Below are 18,294 nucleotides of genomic sequence, written 5' to 3'. Positions count from 1 at the left end.
CGGCGCCCGCAGCGCGGGTAGGCTTGTAGGCGTGAGTGAACAGCAGCTGAGCCAAGCGTACGTAGTAACCCTGTCCTGCCCCGACCGCCCCGGAATCGTCCACGCGGTGGCCGGCGCCCTGTTGGTGGCAGGCTGCAACATTACGGACTCACAGCAGTACGGCAGCCCCGCCACCGGCAACTTCTTCATGCGCGTTGAGGTGACGACGGCGGCATCCGCAGCCGAGCTCCGCGCCGCGCTGGAGCCTGTGGGTGAAGCCTTCAGCATGCAGTGGGGCCTGCACGCCGTGGGCCAGAAGGTGCGGACCCTGGTGATGGCCAGCACCTCCGCCCACTGCCTCAACGACCTCCTGTTCCAGCAGCGTTCGGGCACCCTGCCGGTCGAGATTTCGGCCATCGTGTCCAACCACCACGATCTTGCCGGGCTTGCCGATTTCTACGGCATCCCGTTCCACTACATCCCCGTGACCAAGGACACCAAGGGCCAGGCCGAGGACAAGCTGCGGGCCCTCATCGCCGAGCACGACATCGAGCTGACGGTCCTGGCCCGCTACATGCAGATCCTGTCGGACGAGCTTTGCACTGAACTGACCGGCAAGGCCATCAACATCCACCACTCGTTCCTGCCCTCCTTCAAGGGCGCCAGGCCGTACCACCAGGCCCACGCACGCGGGGTGAAGCTGATCGGCGCCACCGCGCACTACGTAACCGCTGCCTTGGACGAGGGCCCCATCATCGAGCAGGAAGTCATCCGCGTGGACCACGCCCGCACCCCGGAGCAGTTCGTGCAGATGGGCCGCGACGTGGAAGGCCGCACCCTGGTCCAGGCGGTGCAGTGGCATGCAGAGCACCGGGTGCTGCTGGACGGCAACCGGACAGTGGTCTTCAACTAGGCCCGGAGACCGCGGTCCAGCCTTAGGCTGGAGTCATGCAGGGCATCCCTGATCCCGCGGACCACGAGGCCGACCTCGCGCTCTTCTACGACCGGCAGGCCACGGCCCGCAACACCCGCGCAACCACCCCGCACCGGGTGGAATGCCGGAAGTGGTTCATCCGCCTGCTTAAGGACGAACACCGGCAGTCCGTGTTCGAACTGGGGTGCGGCACCGGCGTCGAGGGCGTTGAGTTCGTCCGCGCCGGGCTGCACTACTGCGGCGTGGACCTGTCCGGTGAAAGTGTCCGCCTGGCAGCGGCCAGAGGCTTGAACGCCAGCGTGGCCAGCGGCCGGAACCTGCCGTTCCCGGACAGTTCCTTTTCCGCCGCATGGAGCATGAGCACCCTCCTGCACGTGCCCAACAGCCGCATCCACGACGTGGTCAGCGAGCTGGTCCGGGTGTGCTCACCCGGGGCGCCCATCGCCGTCGGGCTTTGGTCCGGGGAAGATGAAGAGGTCCTGAACCCGGAGGACGATGAGGAGCCGCGACGGTTTTTCAGCCGCCGCAGTGACGCCGTGGTCCGTCGGATCTTCGGCGGGCACGGCGAGCTGGAGCACTTCCGCACCTGGCCGGAGGGCAGCGGGGACGAGTCAGGCCCGGGGCGGGGCGCCTGGACGCAGCACTACCAGTTCCTGGTCCTCCGCACCCCCACGGGTCATATTGGGCCGGGTGGGCCGCAGCGGGCAGGAGTGGCCTAGGGTGTTGCCATGGCTCCCCTGTACTCTTTCGCCGGCAACAGCCCGGACGTCCATGAATCAGCTTTCGTTGCGCCTACAGCCTCGATCATCGGCAACGCCAGCCTGGGCCCGGACGCCAGCGCCTTCTACGGCGTCTCCGTCCGGGCCGACACCGCGGCCATCACCGTCGGTGCAGGCACCAACCTGCAGGACAACGTGGTGCTCCACGCCGACCCGGGATTCCCCTGCAAAGTGGGCAAACGTGTCAGCGTGGGACACGCCGCCGTCGTGCACGGCTGCACCGTGGAGGACAACTGCCTGATTGGCATGGGCGCCACCGTCCTCAACGGCGCGGTGATCGGCGCCGGCTCGCTTGTGGCGGCGGGCGCCGTGGTACTGGAGGGGACTGTGGTCCCGCCCCGCTCGCTGGTTGCAGGCGTTCCGGGCAAGGTCCGCCGCGAACTCACCGATGAGGAGTACGACGGCGTGCGCGCCAATGCGTCCCGGTACATCGAACTCGCGGCGAAGCACCGGGAGCTGTCCCCGCCCGCCTAGTCCAGGCTGATGGGGCCGATCGTCTCCAGCAGTTCGCCCGGACCGGGATTTCCGGGTGCAGACGAGCCGCCCAGGTGATTGACGACGCCCCACACGGCGTTCAGTCCCGTGGTCACGGCGCCTTCGGCCCAGCCGGCGGTGAAGGAAACGTCGTCGCCGGCGAGGAAGATGCCGCGCTGGGATTCGGGCAGGCCGTCCTGCTTGAAGTGCGTGAAGAGCCGCTGCTGGTAGCGGTAGTGCCCCGGCAGGTTCGCCTTGAAGGCGCCCATGAAGTTGGGGTCCGCCTCCCAGGACACGGTGATGGGCTGGCCAACGATGTGGCTGGCGATGTCCACGCCCGGGTAGATCTGTTCCAGTGAGTGGAGCATGAGTTCCACGCGCTCGTTGGCGTCCAGCGCGAGCCACTTCAGTGCGTCGTCGTTCCACGTGTAGGACAGCAGGATGACGGCGGGCTGGTCCGGGCCGTTGTCCAGCAGGTAGGTGGCTCGGTTGAGCCGGTCCGTCAGGGTCATGGACAGGACTTCGTTGCCGGTTTCCGGATCGATGTCCTTCCAGAACGGCCGGTCCACCATCACGAACGTCTTGGACGACTGCATATAGTGCGAGCGCTCGATGGCGGTCCACAGCTCCGCCGGGAACAGCGCCTCCTCCGTGTGGATCCGAGTGGACAGGAGCCAGGACTGGCAGGTGGTCACCACTGCCGGGTAGCTGGCTTCGCGGCCCCACCGTTCCCGGACCCGCAGGTTGCCGTCCGGGTCGCGGCTGATCTTTCCCACGGCGCCGCGGGGCGAACCCGAGTGCAGCGACGCCAACGAGGTGCCCTCGGGCCAATGCTTCATGCCCGACGGCGAGTGCTGCCACAGTGCCTCCGGCAGCCTTTGCGCTCCCCCGCGGATCAGGCGGTGCTGGTCGTCCGCGTCCGTGTACACCACACGCAGGATTTCCAGGATGGAGTTGGGGAAATCGGTGTCCCAGCCGCCGGTGCCGAAACCTACCTGACCAAATGCTTCACGGTGTGCGAAGCCGGCCTCCTTAAAGGACTCGCTTGCCGCGATGAACCCGTAGAAGGTCTGTTCGTCCATAAGGGGCAGCAGTTCGTTCCAGAGTTCCTTGATCCGCGCCGTGTCCCGTGCGCGGATGGCGTCCTGCATCTCCCCGAATTTGGCGCCGTCGTTGACTGCTGACTTCCACGCCTCCGCAACCTCGCGGAAGAAGGGCGGAAGGTCAGTGGGCTTTTCCGCGTAGTGCTTCTTGCCGGCTAGTTCGATCACCGTGCTGGAGGTGGCCTCCGCCAGCGGATTCGGAAAATCCTGGGTTTCCAGGCCCAGCAGGTCAACGTAGTGGTAGAACGCCTTGCCGGAGACCGGGAAACGCATGCCGCCAAGGTCCGCAACCACCCCCGGTGCAGCCGGGAAGGCGGCGGTGCGGAGCCGCCCGCCAATCTGGTCAGCCTCGTACACCACCGGCCGCAGGCCCAGCTTCATCAGCTCATACGCCGTGACCAGCCCGGACAACCCGGCACCAATGACCGCGACCTCGGTGCCCAGCATGTCCTCGGGCACGGATCCCAGCCCGTCCGGGTGCGCCAGGTAGTGGTCGTAGCTGAACGGGAAGTCGGGATTGAGCATCGTGATGGGGGCCGTCTGCTCTTCCGGGCGCCGGCGGGCGGCATCCTCCGTCAGTGTGGAGGTGCTGGACGGATCGGAGGCCGGAAGTTCGGTGGCGATGGTCATGGAATGTCTGCCTTATGTTGGTCGGGGGCGTCTATGGGTGGTTGGAAAGGGTCAGGACGTGCTGGCCCCGGACGTTGGAGAGGGGGCGGACAATTCAAGGTATTCCTCGTTGTCCAGGGCCGCCACCCTGGAGTTGCGGCGTCCGTAGGCGAAGTAGGCGGCCAGGCCCACCAGCATCCACACGGCAAAAGTCAGCCAGGTGTCTGCGCCGAGGTTGGCCATGAGGTAGCCGCACATGAGGGCACCAAGGATCGGCGTGAGCGGGAACAGCGGGACCCGGAAGGTACGCTCCAGCTCGGGCCGGGTCCGACGGAGGTAGATGACCGCCACATTCACCAGGGCGAACGCGAACAGCGTGCCGATGCTGGTGGCGTCGGCCAGCGCACCCAGCGGCACCAGCCCGGCCGTAAGTGCGACGGCGATGCCTACCAGCAGCGTCCCGGCCACGGGGGTGCCGGTCCGGCGGGAGACGCGGCCGAAGATTGCGGGGATGAGGCCGTCGCGGGACATGGACAGCAGGATGCGGGTCTGGCCGTAAAGGACGGTGAGGACGATGCTGGCGATGGCCAACACGGCGCCCACGGCAAAGACCAGGGCAATCCAGGGCTGGCCTGTGGTCTCCTCGAGGATCTTCACCAGGGCTGCCTCAGTGCCGTCGAACCAGCCCCAGGGACGGGCGCCTATGGCGGCCACTGCCACCAGCACGTAAATAGTGGTGACGATCAGCATGGAAAGCATGATGGCGCGCGGCAGGTCGCGCTTGGGGTTGCGGGCTTCCTCGCCGGCGGTGGAGGCGGCGTCAAAGCCGATGTAGGAGAAGAAGACGCGGGAGGCTGCAGCGGAAACGCCTGCCGCACCCATGGGCAGCAGCGGCTCAAAGTTGCCGGCGTTGAAGGCGGTGAAGGCGACGGCACAGAAGAAGACCAGGATGCCCACCTTGACCACCACGATGGAAGTGTTGATCCAGGCGCTTTCCTTGGCGCCGCGGACCAGGAGGATCGTTGCGAGCACCACGATCACCACTGCGGGGATATTGACCAGGCCGCCGTCACCCGGAGGCTGCGAGAAGGCATCCGGCAGCGCCGTACCGAACACGGCCAGGGCCTCGTTCACATACTGGCCGGCGCCAACGGCGACAGCCGCCACGGACACCGCGTATTCAAGCACCAGGCACCAGCCGCAGATCCACGCCATGCCCTCACCCATGGTGGCGTAGGTATAGGAGTAGCTGGAGCCGGCTACGGGCACCAGCCCGGCCATTTCCGCATATGAAACAGCGGACAGCAGCGCCGTGAGTCCGGCGATGGCAAAGGAGATCCAGATGGCAGGACCGGCCAGCGGAACGGATTCGCCCAGGATCACCAGGATGCCCGTGCCCAGCGTCGCGCCGACGGAGATCATGGTCAGCTGCAGTACCCCGAAGCTGCGGACCAGGCGGGGCCCGCCCTGGCCGGATTCAGCTTCGGTGACCATCTGGGCGATGGGCTTGCGGCGCAGCAGCTGCGCGCCAAGCGAAGGGCGGCTGGCCGGGCGGGCCGGTACCTGGCCTGAAAGTGTAGGCACAGTCATCGTTGACGTCCGTTCATGTCGGTGGATGGTTGAACTGGTTCCCCTTCTCCAGCGTAGGGGTGTGAGCCGGATCTCAAGCTGTGCAAAATGACCTATAGTCTTGGGTCATGAGACGCAATGCACCAGCCCTTGGGGCCAGTCCAGGTGAGCTCCCCGCCCAGCTGGATGCCGTGACATTGAGCCAGTTCCTCGGGTCGCTGCCCCCCGGTGTGGCCGTGGTGCATGACGCCGGCAATGGCCATGCTCCCCTTCGCTGGGTGGAACCAAGCGAACTTGTTGACCCTACGCCTTATCTGCTCGATGGTGAATTCGTGCTGACGGCCGGACTGCCGTTCCTGCAGGGCAGCAGCGGGAGGGACCACGACGGCGGCGCCGCCTCGGGCAGTGCCGGCAACAAAGCAGGGGCAGCCGTTGCCGACGGGTACGTCCGCCGGCTTGTGGCCGCGGGAGTCGCGGCACTGGGCTTCGGCCTTGAGCCGTACTTCGGGGCGGTCCCCGAGGACGTTGTGGCGGCCTGCCGGAAGCATGGCCTGACGCTGGTGGAGGTACCCGCCAGCATCCCGTTCGCCGCGCTCGGACTCGAGTTCTCGAAGCTGCTGGAATCGGGCAACGCCCAGGTGTTCCGCCAGCTCGCAGAGACCAACCGCCACCTCATGCGGGCCGTCCTTTCGGCCCGGCCCGAGCATGAGCTGCTGGCGGCCCTGGCCCAGCGGGTTCCGGCGTGGGCCGTCCTGGTTGGGGCGGACGGGAGGATACGCGCCCGGGCAGGTGCCGCCGTCGAACTTTCCGCCCTCCAGCCGCTGCTGAAAAGGCTGCTCGCCGGCAGCGGCCCGCGGGTGGAGACCGAGGCATTCGACGTGCCCGGTTCCGCGCTGGTGTTCGGCCATCCCCTTCGGAGCACCAGGGACGCCACCCTGGGCGGCCTGGTGCTTGGGACGGACAAGCCGCTGACTCCCGCCCAGAACAGCGTGGTCTCCTCGGTGGTGGGCCTGCTGGAACTCCTGGTCCGGCAGCGGACCAGCGGCTCCCTGGCCCCAAGCCAGCTGGCGACGGCCCTGCTGCTGCATCCGGAGAGCCTCGCAGGCGCCAGCTCCACGGAGCTCAACAGCATAAGGGATCTGCTGGCGCAAAGCGTCGGCGGCAGCCGAACAGGGCAGGTCCGGGTTGTGCAGGGCATCCGGGCGGAAGCAGCGGCTGCCGCTGACGGTCCGGTGCGCGAACTGCTGCAATGGCGCCGGCTGTTCGATACGAAGATGGTGGAGCTTACCGGGTATGGCTTCGCCGCTGTGACCCGCCTGAAGGTGGACGACCAGCTGCTGGCCGAGGTGGAGCAGCTGGGCTGGCGGCTTGTGGTGGGCCGGGCCGCGGAGCTTCCGGGCCTTGCTGCCGCCTACCGCAGCGCCTCGGCCTTGCGCCCCCGGGTCCTGGCTACCGGCAAAACCGTCCGCGAAGAGGAACTGACGTGGTCCGTCACTGGCCTCCTTGGCAGGGAGGCCGGCGGCATGCTGGCCGCCCGGCTGCTGGCCCCGGTCCTGGAGCAGGAGCCGGAGCGCCGGGAAGCCCAGCTGCAGGTCCTTCGCTCGTGGCTGGGTGCCAACGGCAACTGGGACGCGACGGCCAAGGACACGGGCCTGCACCGGAACAGCGTTCGCAGGCAGATCACCGCGCTGGCGGAAATCCTGGACCTGGACCTGGCGCAGGCTTCGACGCGGGCGGAGCTATGGATCGCCCTGCAGTTTGTCGATGCCGCGGTTGCAGAAGGAGGCGTGGCCCGGGAGGCTCAGCCTTCCCACGCCCGGTAGAGGTCCGGGCGGCGCTCTTCCAGGTAGGGCACAGTAGCCCGCTCACGCTTCGCCGCTTCCGGGTCCACTTCGGCGTAGAGCAACTGCGGCTCTTCCCCTGCTGCTGACAGCAGCTTCCCGTCGGGTCCGGCAATCACGCTGCCGCCCAGGAACCTGCAGCCGTCCTCAACGCCGGAATGGTTGGCGTAGGCGACGGTCAATTGGCTCTCAAGGGCCCGCGCCCGCAGCAGCACCTGGGGAACGTCGTCGAACCCGTGGGCCAGCGCGGTGGGCACCAGCAGCAGCTCGGCACCGCCGGCCGCCGCAGCCCGGACGGCTTCGGGAAATTCCACGTCGTAGCAGATCACCATGGACGTTGGGATTCCGTTGAAGTCCACAACTGCGGGGCGCCCGGATGCGGGCGTGAAGGCAGCCCTCTCGTCGGGTCCGAATAGATGGACCTTTCCGTACTCCAGCAGCACCGTCCCGTCCGCACCCAGCAGGGTGGCGGCGATCTGCCACTCCCCCTCGGCCGTGACACGGGGAAGGCTGTAAACCAGTCCGATGCCGTGGCGGCGGGCGACGTCCGCGAGCCTTTCGCGCAAGGCCGGCAGGACTGCCGGATCCAACCCGGACCGGACTTTGCGGGGGGCGTACCCAACCGGGAAAAGCTCGGGGGTGACAAGCACGTCGGCACCGGCAGCGGAGGCTTGCCGGGCGGCCGCGTCTATGACGGCGCAGTTGGCCTCGGGATCAAGGACTGCAGCGTTTTCCTGCAGGAGTGCCAGCAGCACCGCTACCACCTTCCATCGTTGGACCGGCCGCATGTTGGGCCGTTCTTCCAGCGTAGCTACACTCCTGCCGGAAGCCCGGGGCCTTTTGCACCGCAGGATGAGGGTGCGCGGCCAGATCGTCCCGTGCTGAAAAAAGGGCGCCTAAGGGGGCTTATGCGTTAACTTCTTGACGCCAAGATGGGCAATAGGGCAATCTTCTTAGCATGTCCGCAACCCCGCGCTCAACGAAGAGCAAACCGAAGAATCCGGGTTCTCAGTCTGCGCTGCGGCAGCTGAACCAGCAGCGGATCATAGAAAGCCTTATGGGCGGTCCCTCCACGCAGGCCGAGCTTGCCCGGCAGACTGGGCTCTCCACGGCAACAGTTTCAAACATCGTCAAAATCATGCTGGATTCGGGCCTGGCGTCCACGGAGCCGATTACCAGTTCGGGCCGGCGGGCCCTCAACGTACGGCTCAACAGCAACGGTGCCGTGGCCGTCGGAATCGACTTTGGCCGGCGCCACCTCCGGGTGGTCCTGGCCTCCCTGAGCTACCACGTCATCGCAGAGGAATCGGTGATGCTTCCGCTCGGCCATCAGGCTGAGGAGGGAATCCAGGCAGCGGTGGTCCTGCTGGACAAACTGCTGCAGGACAGCGGCATTGACCGTTCCGCCGTGGTGGGCGCCGGCGTCGGAATTCCCGGCCCCATCGACCGGCGTACCGGGACCGTGGCCCAGGGCGCCATCCTTCCTGAATGGGTGGGGATCAACATCCTGCAGCACCTCGAGGAAACCTTGAAAATTCCCGTGTTCGTCGACAACGACGCGAATCTTGGCGCCTGGTCGGAGGTGACGTGGGGGCAGCACACCGGGGTCAGCAACCTGATGTTCCTGAAGATCGGATCGGGCATCGGCGCGGGGCTGATCCTCAACGGCGCCCCCTACTACGGGAACGTGGGAATCACCGGCGAGATAGGGCACGCCACCATTCACGAGCAAGGCCTTGTCTGCCGCTGCGGGAACCGCGGCTGCCTGGAAACAATCGCTTCCACCACCACCATGATCGAGCTCCTCAGCCGCGGCGAGGACCGGCCCCTGACCCCTGCGGACATCGTCCGGAAAGCCTTGAACCGGGACCCCGCCACGCTGCGCGTCGTGGACGATGCGGGCCTGTCCGTGGGCCGTGCCCTCGGAAACGTTGCCAACCTGATCAACCCGGAAGTCATCGTGGTGGGAGGGCCCCTGGCCGGCCTGGGCAACCTTCTCCTGGAGCCCATCCGCCGTGGCCTGGTCCGTCATGCCGTCCCGGTGATCGGTGAGACCACCACCCTGACCATGTCCTCCCTCGGCGACCGCGCGGAGGCCCTCGGCGCCGCCGCCCTGGTCTTCCAGCATGCCGGGATCCGTAAGACGTAGACCGTTTCGTTACCCCACAGTTGCGTTAAAGACTTGACGACAACGGCTGTGATCCAGTTTACTTTTGCATCAGACGGCCCTGCGCTTTGCCCGGCCGGACAAAGAAGTCATTGCATTGGAGGGTTAGGGCAGATGACGTCCCAGACCACGCAAACCGAACCGATCATTCTTGAAATGCGGTCCATCACCAAGGAATTCCCCGGCGTCAAAGCCCTGTCGGACGTGAGCCTGCGGGTGAAAGCCGGCGAGATCCACGCGATCTGCGGGGAGAACGGCGCCGGTAAATCCACCCTGATGAAGGTCCTCTCGGGCGTCTACCCGTACGGGAGCTACGACGGCGACATCGTCTACCAGGGGCAGGTCCAGCAGTTTCGGGACATCCGGGCCAGCGAGCACGCCGGCATCGTGATCATTCACCAGGAACTGGCCCTGATCCCCGAACTGTCCATTATGGAGAACATCTTCCTGGGCAATGAACCCACCAAACGCGGCGTCATTGACTGGGCCGAGGCGCGGCTCCGGTCCCTGGACCTGCTGGCGCGGGTGGGCCTCCGCGAGGATCCGGACACGCCCATCAAGGAAATCGGCGTCGGCAAGCAGCAGTTGGTGGAAATCGCCAAGGCCCTGAACAAGTCGGTCAAGATCCTCATCCTGGACGAGCCCACAGCTGCACTCAACGAATCCGACTCCCAGCACCTCCTGGACCTGATGCTCGGCCTGAAAGCCAAGGGCATCACCTGCATCATCATTTCCCACAAGCTCAACGAGATCGAGCAGATCGCGGACTCCATCACCATCATCCGGGACGGCAAGTCCATCGAGACGCTGAACGTCAAAGCGGACGGCGTGGATGAGGACCGCATCATCAAAGGCATGGTGGGCCGCACCCTCGAGTCCCGCTTCCCGGACCACACCCCGAAGATCGGCGAGGTGTTCTTCGAGGTCAAGAACTGGACCGTCGGCCATCCCAACGTGCAGGACCGGCTGGTGTGCAAGAACTCCAGCTTCTTCGTCCGCCGTGGCGAGATCGTCGGTTTCGCCGGACTGATGGGCGCAGGCCGCACCGAGCTGGCCCGCTCGGTCTTTGGCCGGTCCTACGGCCGCTTCATCAGCGGCCAGATCTACAAGGACGGCAAGGAAGTCACCCTGAAGTCGGTCCGCCAGGCCATCGACGCCGGGCTGGGCTATGTCACGGAGGACCGCAAGTCCCTGGGGCTGAACCTGCTGGACGATATCAAGACCACCACCGTCGCCGCGAACCTGCGGAAGATCAGCCGCAATTCCGTGGTGGACCCCAACCAGGAGTTCACGGTGGCGGAGCAGTACCGCAAGTCGCTGCGCACCAAGACCCCGTCCGTAGAGGAAGGGGTCGCCAAGCTCTCCGGCGGCAACCAGCAGAAGGTGGTCCTCGCCAAGTGGATGTTCACGGACCCGGACCTGCTGATCCTTGATGAACCCACCCGCGGCATTGACGTTGGCGCCAAGTACGAGATTTACGGCATCATCCAGCAACTTGCCAACCAAGGCAAGGGGGTCATCGTCATCTCCTCGGAGCTACCCGAGCTCCTTGGCCTTTCCGACCGTATCTACACGATCTTCGAAGGCGCCATCACCGGTGTCCTGAACAAAGACGAGGCCAGCCAGGAAAGCCTGATGAAGCTGATGACCTCCGCCCGCAAAGCCGAAGCCGCCTGACCCTCTGGATCACCCCAGAACCTTCCGGACACAAGGACTGACACCATGAACGCCCTCAAGAAGCTGTTTGGCGGCAACACCCGCCAATTCGGCATGATCTTCGCCCTGGTGGCACTGATCATTTTCTTCCAAATCGCCACCGACGGCCGGACCCTCACCCCCGGCAACGTCATCAACCTTTTCAACGGCAACTCCTACATCCTGATCCTGGCCATCGGCATGGTCCTGGTCATCATCGCCGGACACATCGACCTCTCCGTCGGGTCCGTGGCAGCGTTTGTCGGCGTCACCGTGGCACTGGCCATCCGCGACTGGGGCATCCCCTGGTACGCCGGCGTCCTGCTGGGGCTGCTGCTTGGCGCGGCCATTGGCGCCTGGCAGGGCTGGTGGACGGCTTACGTGGGGATACCCGCCTTCATCGTGACCCTGGCCGGCATGCTGCTGTTCCGCGGTTTCAACCAGTTCGTCGGCAAGTCCAACACCATCCCGGTTCCCAATGACTTCCAGTACCTGGGCGCCGGCTACCTCCCGGAAGTCGGCCCCGACACCGGGTTCAACAACCTCACGCTCCTGCTCGGCATCGCCGCGGCGGCCTTCGTTGTTTGGGGCGAACTCCGTTCCCGCGCCCGGGCCAAGGCCCTCGGCGCCGAGGTCCCGGAAATGTGGGTCACCGCACTGAAGCTGGTCCTGATCGCCGCTGCCATCCTCTACGCCACCTACCTCTTCGCCACCGGCCGGCCCGGTACGTCCTTCCCGATCCCGGGCCTGATCCTGGCGGTCCTGGTCCTGCTCTACGGCTTCATCTCCTCCCGCACCATCCTGGGCCGCCATATCTACGCCGTCGGTGGCAACCGCCACGCAGCCGAGCTTTCCGGCGTCCAGTCCAAGAAGGTCAACTTCCTGGTCATGATGAACATGTCCATCCTGGCCGGCCTGGCCGGCATGATTTTCGTTGGCCGGTCCACCGCATCCGGACCGTTCGACGGCGTCGGCTGGGAGCTTGACGCCATCGCCGCAGTCTTCATCGGCGGCGCCGCTGTCACCGGCGGCGTAGGAACCGTCGTCGGGTCCATCATCGGCGGCCTGGTCATGGCAGTCCTGAACAACGGGCTGCAGCTGCTCGGCGTCGGAGCCGACCTCACACAGATCATCAAAGGCCTGGTCCTCCTGATCGCTGTCGCCTTCGATGTCTACAACAAGAGCCAGGGCAAGAGGTCGATCATCGGCCTGCTGACCCAGAACTTCAATCGTCCGTCCGGCCGCGGTCCCAGCAACCCGCTCCAGCCCGACGAAACCACCTCCACCAAGGAAGCAATCGCCAGGGAAGCCTGACAGCGGCCTGACACCGTCACACCACACAAAGAAAGAGAACCAACAATGAGAATGTTTGGTAAATCAGGAAAGGCCGCAGCGGTAGCTGCCATCGCAGCACTGGCGCTGACGGGCTGCGGTCGCTCCGAGCCCAGCACGGGCGGCGGAACCGAAGGCGCGGGCGGATTCGAGGAGGGCGCAGCCATTGCCGTCGCACTTCCGCAGAAGACCAGTGAAAACTGGGTCCTCGCCGAGAAACTGTTCAACGACGGCCTCACCGAGGCCGGATTCAAGGCCGACGTGCAGTTCGCCAATGCCGGTGTTTCGGAGCAGCAGAACCAGATCAGCGCCATGATCACCAAAAACCCCAAGGTCCTCATCGTAGGGGCCGTTGACGGCACGCAGCTCGGCACCCAGCTCAAGCAGGCCAAGGATGCCGGTGCCACCATCATCGCCTATGACCGGCTGCTGCTGAACACCGAGAATGTGGACTACTACGTGGCCTACGACAACTTCAAGGTGGGCGAGCTGCAGGGCCAGGCGCTGCTGGAAGGCCTCAAGGCCAAGAAGCCCTCCGGCCCGTACAACATCGAACTGTTCGCCGGCTCGCCCGACGATGCTAACGCCAAGGTCTTCTTCGACGGCGCCATGAGCGTCCTGAAGCCGAAGATCGATGACGGGACCCTCAAGGTCCTCTCCGGCCAGACCAGCTTCGAACAGGCCGTAACCCAGGCCTGGAAGGGCGAGAATGCTCAACGCCGCGCTGACACCTTGCTGAGTGGCAACTACACGACCCAGTCCTTGGACGGTGTCCTGTCTCCCAATGACCTTCTGGCCCGGTCAATTTTGACGTCCGTCAGGGCCGCCGGCAAGCCGCTGCCGGTCATCACGGGACAGGACTCCGAGGTTGAGTCGGTCAAGTCCATCATGGCCGGGGAGCAGTACTCCACGATCAACAAGGACACCCGCAAGCTCGTGGAGCACGCCATCACCATGGTGAAGGATCTCCAGGCCGGCAAGGAACTGGAGATCAATGATCCCAACTCCTACAACAACGGCGTCAAGACCGTCCCGGCCTACCTGCTGGAGCCGGTCATCGTCACCGCCGCAAACGTGAAGACGGCTTACGTCGGCGACCCGGTGCTCGAACCCATCACCAAGTAGCCCGCTCAGGAAAAGCCCGGTCCTCCGCGTTGCGGAGGACCGGGCTTTTCCGTGCCTGGAGGCGGGAACCTACCGCTTGACGGTCAGCACTCCCGGCCCCGTGAACTGCAGCGCATGGTTCCGCACTGCCTGCGGGGTGGTGAAGGATTTGTAGCTGTAGGCATCCGCGGGATCCCAGCCGACGTCAGTGGTGAACTCCCAGTCCGTCCAGTCCGGGGCGGCGGTGCCGGACAGCTCTGCTTCCTTGAGCGCCTCAGCCCGGTTCCGTTCGAACGACGTCCGCGCCACGGCGTTGAGGTCCGCAGCCTCGCCGTTGAACCATGAGCCCGTGTCACTGAAACGGTGTCCGTTGTAGCTGCTCACCATGATGGTCGGGTCGGCTCCGGGGCCCGTGTAGTGGAAGGCGTTGCCCTCTGAGAAGATCCGCGATTCGTAGCCTGCGCCCAGGAAGTAGCTGGTGCCGCCCTGGCCTTCGCTGACCATGGGGTACTGCGGGTGGTCGGTGCTGCCCACAAAGTAGTTGTTGAGGACGTGGACCTGGCCAAAGCGCACACGTGGTCCGCGCTGCTGGATGTTTTCAAAGTGATTTCCGATGTAACTGACCCGCAGCTTTCCGCCGTCCTTGTCCACGTGTTCGTCGCCGGAGCCCAGCAGCATGGTCTTGTCGTGGTTGGAAAGTTTGCTGTTGGAGATGGTGACGTAGTCCGTGCCGTCCTTGAGGTCCAGCAGGCCGTCATGCCGGTTGGCGGGCTTGCCGCGAAAACCTATGGGTGCCTCGCTGTCCGGGTACCGTCCGTCGGTCAGCCTAACGTGGTCGATCCAGAGATGGTCGGACGTCACGGAGGAGACTGCGTCGAACCGGGCGTTCCACGCACCATCCCCGTCATCCGGAGACCAGGTGCTGAAGAAGTCCACCGGCGCCTCCACGCTCAGGTTGCGCATCACCACGTTGGTGGCGCTCAGGATGACGATGTTCGCGCCGACAAACCCTGAGTCGGTGCCGAGTCCAATCAGGGTGGTGTTGCTCGGGATACTCACCTCAATCTGCCGCTTCATGTTGTTGCTGCCTGTTTGCCGCAGCTGCCGCTGTTTCTTGCAGTACTCAAAGGTCTGGTCGCTCCACACCTTCCCGTCAGGTCCAAAGCAGGACATGTACTTGTAGATGTCATAGCCCGCCGCGTAGTCCTGTTCGCCGAGAATCCGGCCGTCCGGCGTCTGGTTTCCGTCGATTGTTCCGTTGATATAGATGATCTTGGGTGCCGTGGGCTGGCCGTTGTTGGCGAGCGCGGTCTTCAGGTCCGCCAATGTACTCACCTCATAACGGCTTCCGGCGGGCGCGCCTGCGCCGCCGTTCGTGCCGCGTCCGACGGCGGCCCAGCCCGTCGGTGCCGCATCGTCCGCGCGGATGATGCCTCCGCCGGTAGGGGCTGGACTGGCCGTTCCGGGTATGGCAGCAAAGAGACCGGCGGTGAGCGCCAGGACCGATGCGGCGGCTGCAATCCGTGCGGTGCGGCGTAAGTTGCCGATGGGAAAAGTGTGCGCGTTATCGGGGATCAGGGACGTCATTGGCCTTATTTCCGGCATGCCAAATACACCACATGCCTTGGTGGGTGCGGATAAAAACCGTTGCTGGACCGTCGTGAGAAATCGGTTTCCGAAGCGGTGCTTCATTCTTACGCGTGCTGTGACAAGGCTGTCAAGGGTCCTTTATGTCAGCCGGTATGCTTATCTCACCCCCGGCCTGCTCCCGGCGCGTCGAGTGCCTTTGGGCCGGAGCCTACCCAACCGGTAATGTTCAAAATCACCACCACCGCTGTGACAGGATGGCCCCATGAGTGCGCCCATCGCCACGCCGTGGCTGTCCAGCCAGCCCGATACGGATCCCCGTTCCGCCACCGGGGATTCCCTGCGGTGGGGAATCATTGCTACCGGCGGTATTGCCAGGGCAGTGGCGCAGGACCTTGCCCTGTTGGCGGACGCCGAGCTCTACGCCGTAAGTTCCCGTGGGCAGGCGACGGCGGACGCTTTCGCTGCGGCCTATGGCGTCGCCGTGGCGTACGGGGACGACGGCGGCCTGCACGGTTACCAGCGTCTCCTCGCCGATGATGCGGTGGACATTGTCTACGTTGCCACGCCGCACGCCCAGCACCATCAGATCGTCCTGGCAGCCCTCAATGCCGGCAAGCACGTCCTCTGCGAAAAGGCTTTCACTATCAACGCCCGGGAAGCAGCGGAGCTGATTGACGCCGCCCGCAGCCGCAACCTTTTTCTGATGGAGGCAGTGTGGAGCCGTTTCCTGCCGGGAATGCAAAGAGCGTTTGAAATTGCGGCATCAGGTGAACTCGGAGACCTCCACTGGGTGACGGCCGATCTCGGCTTTCCCGCCCCGTACTCCCCCACTTCCCGCCTGTGGTCACGCCAGGACGGCGGTGGTGCCCTCCTGGATATTTCGGTGTACCCACTCCTGTGGGCGCTGGGAACCCTTGGATTTCCCCAAACCGTGAGTGCCACGGGCTTTGTCAATGGCGACGGCGTGGATGCCCAGAATGCCATGACACTGGGGTACCGCCACGGCGCGCAGGTCCAACTAACTTCTTCACTGCTTTCCCACGGTCCACGCACGGCCACGGTAGCCGGCAGCCTGGGTTTCCTGCAGAGCATTGGGTCCATCAACAACCCCCGCAAACTGACAGTGGTCACGGGGCGCGCCGAACGCAGGACCGAAACCTTCGACGTCGTCGGCAAGGGCTATGCGTACGAACTTCGCGAGGTAACCCGCTGCATCCAGCAGGGCCTCGTTGAAAGCCCTGTAATGCCACTGGAGGATTCACTCAACACCATGCGCCTCTTTGACGGGGTGCGTGCACAGCTCGGTGTCAGCTATCCGAACGATAGTCACTGAACGGCATATCTCCAGTGCAAAAGGAACGCGACGAACTGTTCATTTTGCATTGCCGAGCAATCAATAACGTGACGGGCATAAACATCCTCAGTGATGCCTGCGGGCAAATGTTCATGCTTTGTCGATTTGTTTTAGAAGGCCCTAGACTTTCTGCAATATTCAGTCTTACGCTATAGGCGTCGTCGAATGCAGCTGCACTGGGGGTGGTACGCATGGGTGAATCTCGTTCACCATGGCGTGCCCTGCGGCCCGTCCTCCTGGCTGGAGCCGCTGCCTTCACCTGGCTGACATTCTCGTCCACCGCGGCCGCTGCAGACATACTTCCGGACACTTCATCCCTGTTGGGGGGCGTCACCAGTTCTGCACAATCGGTGACGGAGAAAATAGTCCCGGCGGTGCCTGCCCAACCGGCGCAGACACCCGCCGCGCCACCTTCGGCTGGCGTGCTGCAGCCCGCGGTGGGCCAAATGTCAGCTGTTGCTGACTACCTCGTTGCTTCGGTGCCGGTGGTAAACCACGTGGTCCCGGCGGGCACGATGACCGCCGTGTCCACGCCCATCACTCAAATTGCCGACAGAACAACCACAGCTGTAGTGGAAACCGTTGCGCCGCCCGTCGCCGAGACCCTTCCGGTGCTTGAGCCTGTACTGCAGCCCGTCGCGGATGCCGTGACGGGCTCTGCACCGCTGCCGGTTCCCGCTCCAGAACTGCCCGAGGTGGCAGTCGGGAAAGAGCTTCCCGCAACCGTCGTTCCAGCCGCACCGGCAGAGTCCGGAAGCGAAAATGCACTGGCCGCAGATGTTGCTGCCGAAGACCAGTCCGTTGCTGCGGCTTCAGGCCTGGCGGCAGCCGCAAAAACCAGTGCTGGCGCAACTGCCCTTGCAGGAACATGGGCTTTCCCTCCGGCCATGCATGGTATCCCTTCCATAGGTGGGGACCAGCCTGATGCTGAGGATGCCCCACCGTACCGCGCCCAGGCCCCGGCTGTTCCCGGTTCCGGCACGGGAAGCGGCGGCGTATCCGGCAGCTCCGCCGGTTCCGCAGCGTGGCTGGACACTCTTGACTTTGACCTTCCTGTTGCCGGTGCAGATCTTGCCGGCGAAGCCACCGAGCATGCTCCCGCACCGGTGTCCTTCGACCCCGGTTCTTCTCCTGACTAGTTGAGTCCGCCCTGCCCACTCGGCAGCACGTGGCCATACGGGCAGCTGACCAGCGCCCGAACCTCAACTGTTTCAGGAGACATCACCATGAGTTCCAACCTTCGCAGGGGGCTGCTTGGCACCCTCTTTGCCGGCGGGCTCCTAGCCCTCGGCTGCACCGCGGCAAACGCGGACACTGCCAGCGGATCGGATCTTTCCGCTTCCGCCCTGATCTCGGCGGCGGCGTCCGCTGATACGACGTCGTTGGGCCTGCTGGGTGACCCAACGCCGTCCGACTCGACCGACGTCGCCGCCGTAGTGGATGTCGCGCTCGGCGTCGGCACCATCCCCGGCACCGATTCAGGCGCCACCGCCGACGTGGCGGCAGCGGCCGACGTCAACCTCGGCCTCGGCACCCTGGGCACCGACACAGGCAGCACCGACGTAGCCGTTGCCGCCGACGCAGCCCTGGCCCTCGGAAACGTCACCGGCACCGACAGCGGCACCACCGCCGACGTGGCCGCAGCCGCTGATGTAACCCTCGGCCTTGGCACCCTGGGCACCGACACAGGCAGCACCGACGTAGCCGTTGCCGCCGACGCAGCCCTGGCCCTCGGAAACGTCACCGGCACCGACAGCGGCACCA

14 protein-coding genes and 1 pseudogene are annotated in these 18,294 nt (G+C 65.1%); 11 read left to right on the top strand and 4 right to left on the bottom strand.

The features are described from left to right. Positions 1–31 precede the first annotated feature (31 nt). Genes purU through AC5RUU_RS02825 form a run of 3 tightly spaced genes read left to right on the top strand, consistent with a single transcriptional unit; the run spans position 32 to position 2,166 of the window. A complete protein-coding gene (purU, locus tag AC5RUU_RS02835; RefSeq protein ID WP_493973704.1) occupies positions 32–892 on the top strand; it encodes a formyltetrahydrofolate deformylase in 861 nt (286 codons plus the stop codon). Between the two features lie 35 nt (positions 893–927). Next, complete coding sequence (locus AC5RUU_RS02830) at positions 928–1,632, top strand: class I SAM-dependent methyltransferase (RefSeq protein WP_493973703.1); 705 nt, start codon at positions 928–930, stop codon at positions 1,630–1,632. 9 nt (positions 1,633–1,641) lie between these two features. Continuing rightward, the gene (locus AC5RUU_RS02825; protein ID WP_493973702.1) at positions 1,642–2,166 is read left to right on the top strand and encodes a gamma carbonic anhydrase family protein; all 525 of its coding nucleotides are present in this window, start codon (positions 1,642–1,644) and stop codon (positions 2,164–2,166) included. Here AC5RUU_RS02825 and AC5RUU_RS02820 read toward each other — a convergent pair. Together AC5RUU_RS02820 and AC5RUU_RS02815 are read right to left on the bottom strand one after the other, a co-directional pair. Beyond that, the gene (locus AC5RUU_RS02820) at positions 2,163–3,899 is read right to left on the bottom strand and encodes a flavin monoamine oxidase family protein (protein ID WP_493973701.1); all 1,737 of its coding nucleotides are present in this window, start codon (positions 3,897–3,899) and stop codon (positions 2,163–2,165) included. The two genes, AC5RUU_RS02825 and AC5RUU_RS02820, sit on opposite strands and share 4 nt — an antisense overlap. 51 nt (positions 3,900–3,950) lie before the next feature. Continuing rightward, positions 3,951–5,468, bottom strand: a complete 1,518-nt coding sequence (locus tag AC5RUU_RS02815) for an amino acid permease (RefSeq protein WP_493973700.1) — start codon at positions 5,466–5,468, stop codon at positions 3,951–3,953. 107 nt (positions 5,469–5,575) lie between these two features. On the opposite strand from AC5RUU_RS02815, the gene AC5RUU_RS02810 reads away from it, so the two are divergent. Then, positions 5,576–7,270 (top strand): PucR family transcriptional regulator, encoded by a 1,695-nt coding sequence (locus AC5RUU_RS02810; protein ID WP_493973699.1) that lies wholly within the window; start codon positions 5,576–5,578, stop codon positions 7,268–7,270. Here the strand turns inward: AC5RUU_RS02810 and AC5RUU_RS02805 are convergent. After that, positions 7,249–8,043 carry a nitrilase-related carbon-nitrogen hydrolase gene (locus AC5RUU_RS02805; protein WP_493973698.1) on the bottom strand — a complete coding sequence of 265 codons (795 nt, stop codon included), beginning with the start codon at positions 8,041–8,043 and terminating at the stop codon, positions 7,249–7,251. The genes AC5RUU_RS02810 and AC5RUU_RS02805 overlap by 22 nt on opposite strands. 203 nt (positions 8,044–8,246) lie before the next feature. On the opposite strand from AC5RUU_RS02805, the gene AC5RUU_RS02800 reads away from it, so the two are divergent. From AC5RUU_RS02800 to AC5RUU_RS02785, 4 genes are all read left to right on the top strand, one after another. Next, positions 8,247–9,437: an ROK family transcriptional regulator gene (locus AC5RUU_RS02800; RefSeq protein WP_493973697.1), complete on the top strand. Its 1,191-nt coding sequence runs from the start codon at positions 8,247–8,249 to the stop codon at positions 9,435–9,437. A 132-nt stretch (positions 9,438–9,569) separates the two neighbouring features. Further along, positions 9,570–11,132, top strand: a complete 1,563-nt coding sequence (mmsA, locus tag AC5RUU_RS02795) for a multiple monosaccharide ABC transporter ATP-binding protein (RefSeq protein ID WP_493973696.1) — start codon at positions 9,570–9,572, stop codon at positions 11,130–11,132. A gap of 45 nt (positions 11,133–11,177) precedes the next feature. Further along, complete coding sequence (mmsB, locus tag AC5RUU_RS02790; protein ID WP_493973695.1) at positions 11,178–12,464, top strand: multiple monosaccharide ABC transporter permease; 1,287 nt, start codon at positions 11,178–11,180, stop codon at positions 12,462–12,464. A gap of 45 nt (positions 12,465–12,509) precedes the next feature. Next, the gene (locus AC5RUU_RS02785) at positions 12,510–13,607 is read left to right on the top strand and encodes a substrate-binding domain-containing protein (RefSeq protein WP_493973694.1); all 1,098 of its coding nucleotides are present in this window, start codon (positions 12,510–12,512) and stop codon (positions 13,605–13,607) included. A 69-nt stretch (positions 13,608–13,676) separates the two neighbouring features. Here AC5RUU_RS02785 and AC5RUU_RS02780 read toward each other — a convergent pair whose 3' ends face one another. Next, entirely contained in the window at positions 13,677–15,173 is a 1,497-nt protein-coding gene (locus tag AC5RUU_RS02780; protein ID WP_493973693.1) for a pectate lyase family protein, read from the bottom strand. 265 nt (positions 15,174–15,438) lie between these two features. Between AC5RUU_RS02780 and AC5RUU_RS02775 the strand changes: the two genes are divergently transcribed. The 3 genes and pseudogenes from AC5RUU_RS02775 to AC5RUU_RS02765 form a co-directional block, all read left to right on the top strand. Continuing rightward, positions 15,439–16,509 carry a Gfo/Idh/MocA family protein gene (locus tag AC5RUU_RS02775; RefSeq protein WP_493973692.1) on the top strand — a complete coding sequence of 357 codons (1,071 nt, stop codon included), beginning with the start codon at positions 15,439–15,441 and terminating at the stop codon, positions 16,507–16,509. A 467-nt stretch (positions 16,510–16,976) separates the two neighbouring features. Beyond that, positions 16,977–17,669, top strand: coding sequence for a hypothetical protein (locus AC5RUU_RS02770; RefSeq protein ID WP_493973691.1), 693 nt, complete (start codon positions 16,977–16,979; stop codon positions 17,667–17,669). 87 nt (positions 17,670–17,756) lie between these two features. Next, positions 17,757–18,294 (top strand): annotated as a pseudogene (locus AC5RUU_RS02765) (hypothetical protein); the annotation flags it as partial.

It is taken from the genome of Arthrobacter sp. K4-10C, from assembly GCF_059090085.1.
This window is presented reverse-complemented; position numbering and strand designations above follow the sequence as displayed.

What these genes read in the sequence shown, in the direction of transcription:
- AC5RUU_RS02830 (WP_493973703.1), top strand. Translation starts at nt 928, where the DNA reads ATGCAGGGCATCCCTGATCCCGCGGACCACGAGGCCGACCTCGCGCTC.
- AC5RUU_RS02825 (WP_493973702.1), top strand. Translation starts at nt 1,642, where the DNA reads ATGGCTCCCCTGTACTCTTTCGCCGGCAACAGCCCGGACGTCCATGAA.
- AC5RUU_RS02820 (WP_493973701.1), bottom strand. Translation starts at nt 3,899, where the DNA reads ATGACCATCGCCACCGAACTTCCGGCCTCCGATCCGTCCAGCACCTCC.
- AC5RUU_RS02815 (WP_493973700.1), bottom strand. Translation starts at nt 5,468, where the DNA reads ATGACTGTGCCTACACTTTCAGGCCAGGTACCGGCCCGCCCGGCCAGC.
- AC5RUU_RS02810 (WP_493973699.1), top strand. Translation starts at nt 5,576, where the DNA reads ATGAGACGCAATGCACCAGCCCTTGGGGCCAGTCCAGGTGAGCTCCCC.
- AC5RUU_RS02800 (WP_493973697.1), top strand. Translation starts at nt 8,247, where the DNA reads ATGTCCGCAACCCCGCGCTCAACGAAGAGCAAACCGAAGAATCCGGGT.
- mmsA (WP_493973696.1), top strand. Translation starts at nt 9,570, where the DNA reads ATGACGTCCCAGACCACGCAAACCGAACCGATCATTCTTGAAATGCGG.
- mmsB (WP_493973695.1), top strand. Translation starts at nt 11,178, where the DNA reads ATGAACGCCCTCAAGAAGCTGTTTGGCGGCAACACCCGCCAATTCGGC.
- AC5RUU_RS02785 (WP_493973694.1), top strand. Translation starts at nt 12,510, where the DNA reads ATGAGAATGTTTGGTAAATCAGGAAAGGCCGCAGCGGTAGCTGCCATC.
- AC5RUU_RS02780 (WP_493973693.1), bottom strand. Translation starts at nt 15,173, where the DNA reads ATGACGTCCCTGATCCCCGATAACGCGCACACTTTTCCCATCGGCAAC.
- AC5RUU_RS02775 (WP_493973692.1), top strand. Translation starts at nt 15,439, where the DNA reads ATGAGTGCGCCCATCGCCACGCCGTGGCTGTCCAGCCAGCCCGATACG.
- AC5RUU_RS02770 (WP_493973691.1), top strand. Translation starts at nt 16,977, where the DNA reads ATGTCAGCTGTTGCTGACTACCTCGTTGCTTCGGTGCCGGTGGTAAAC.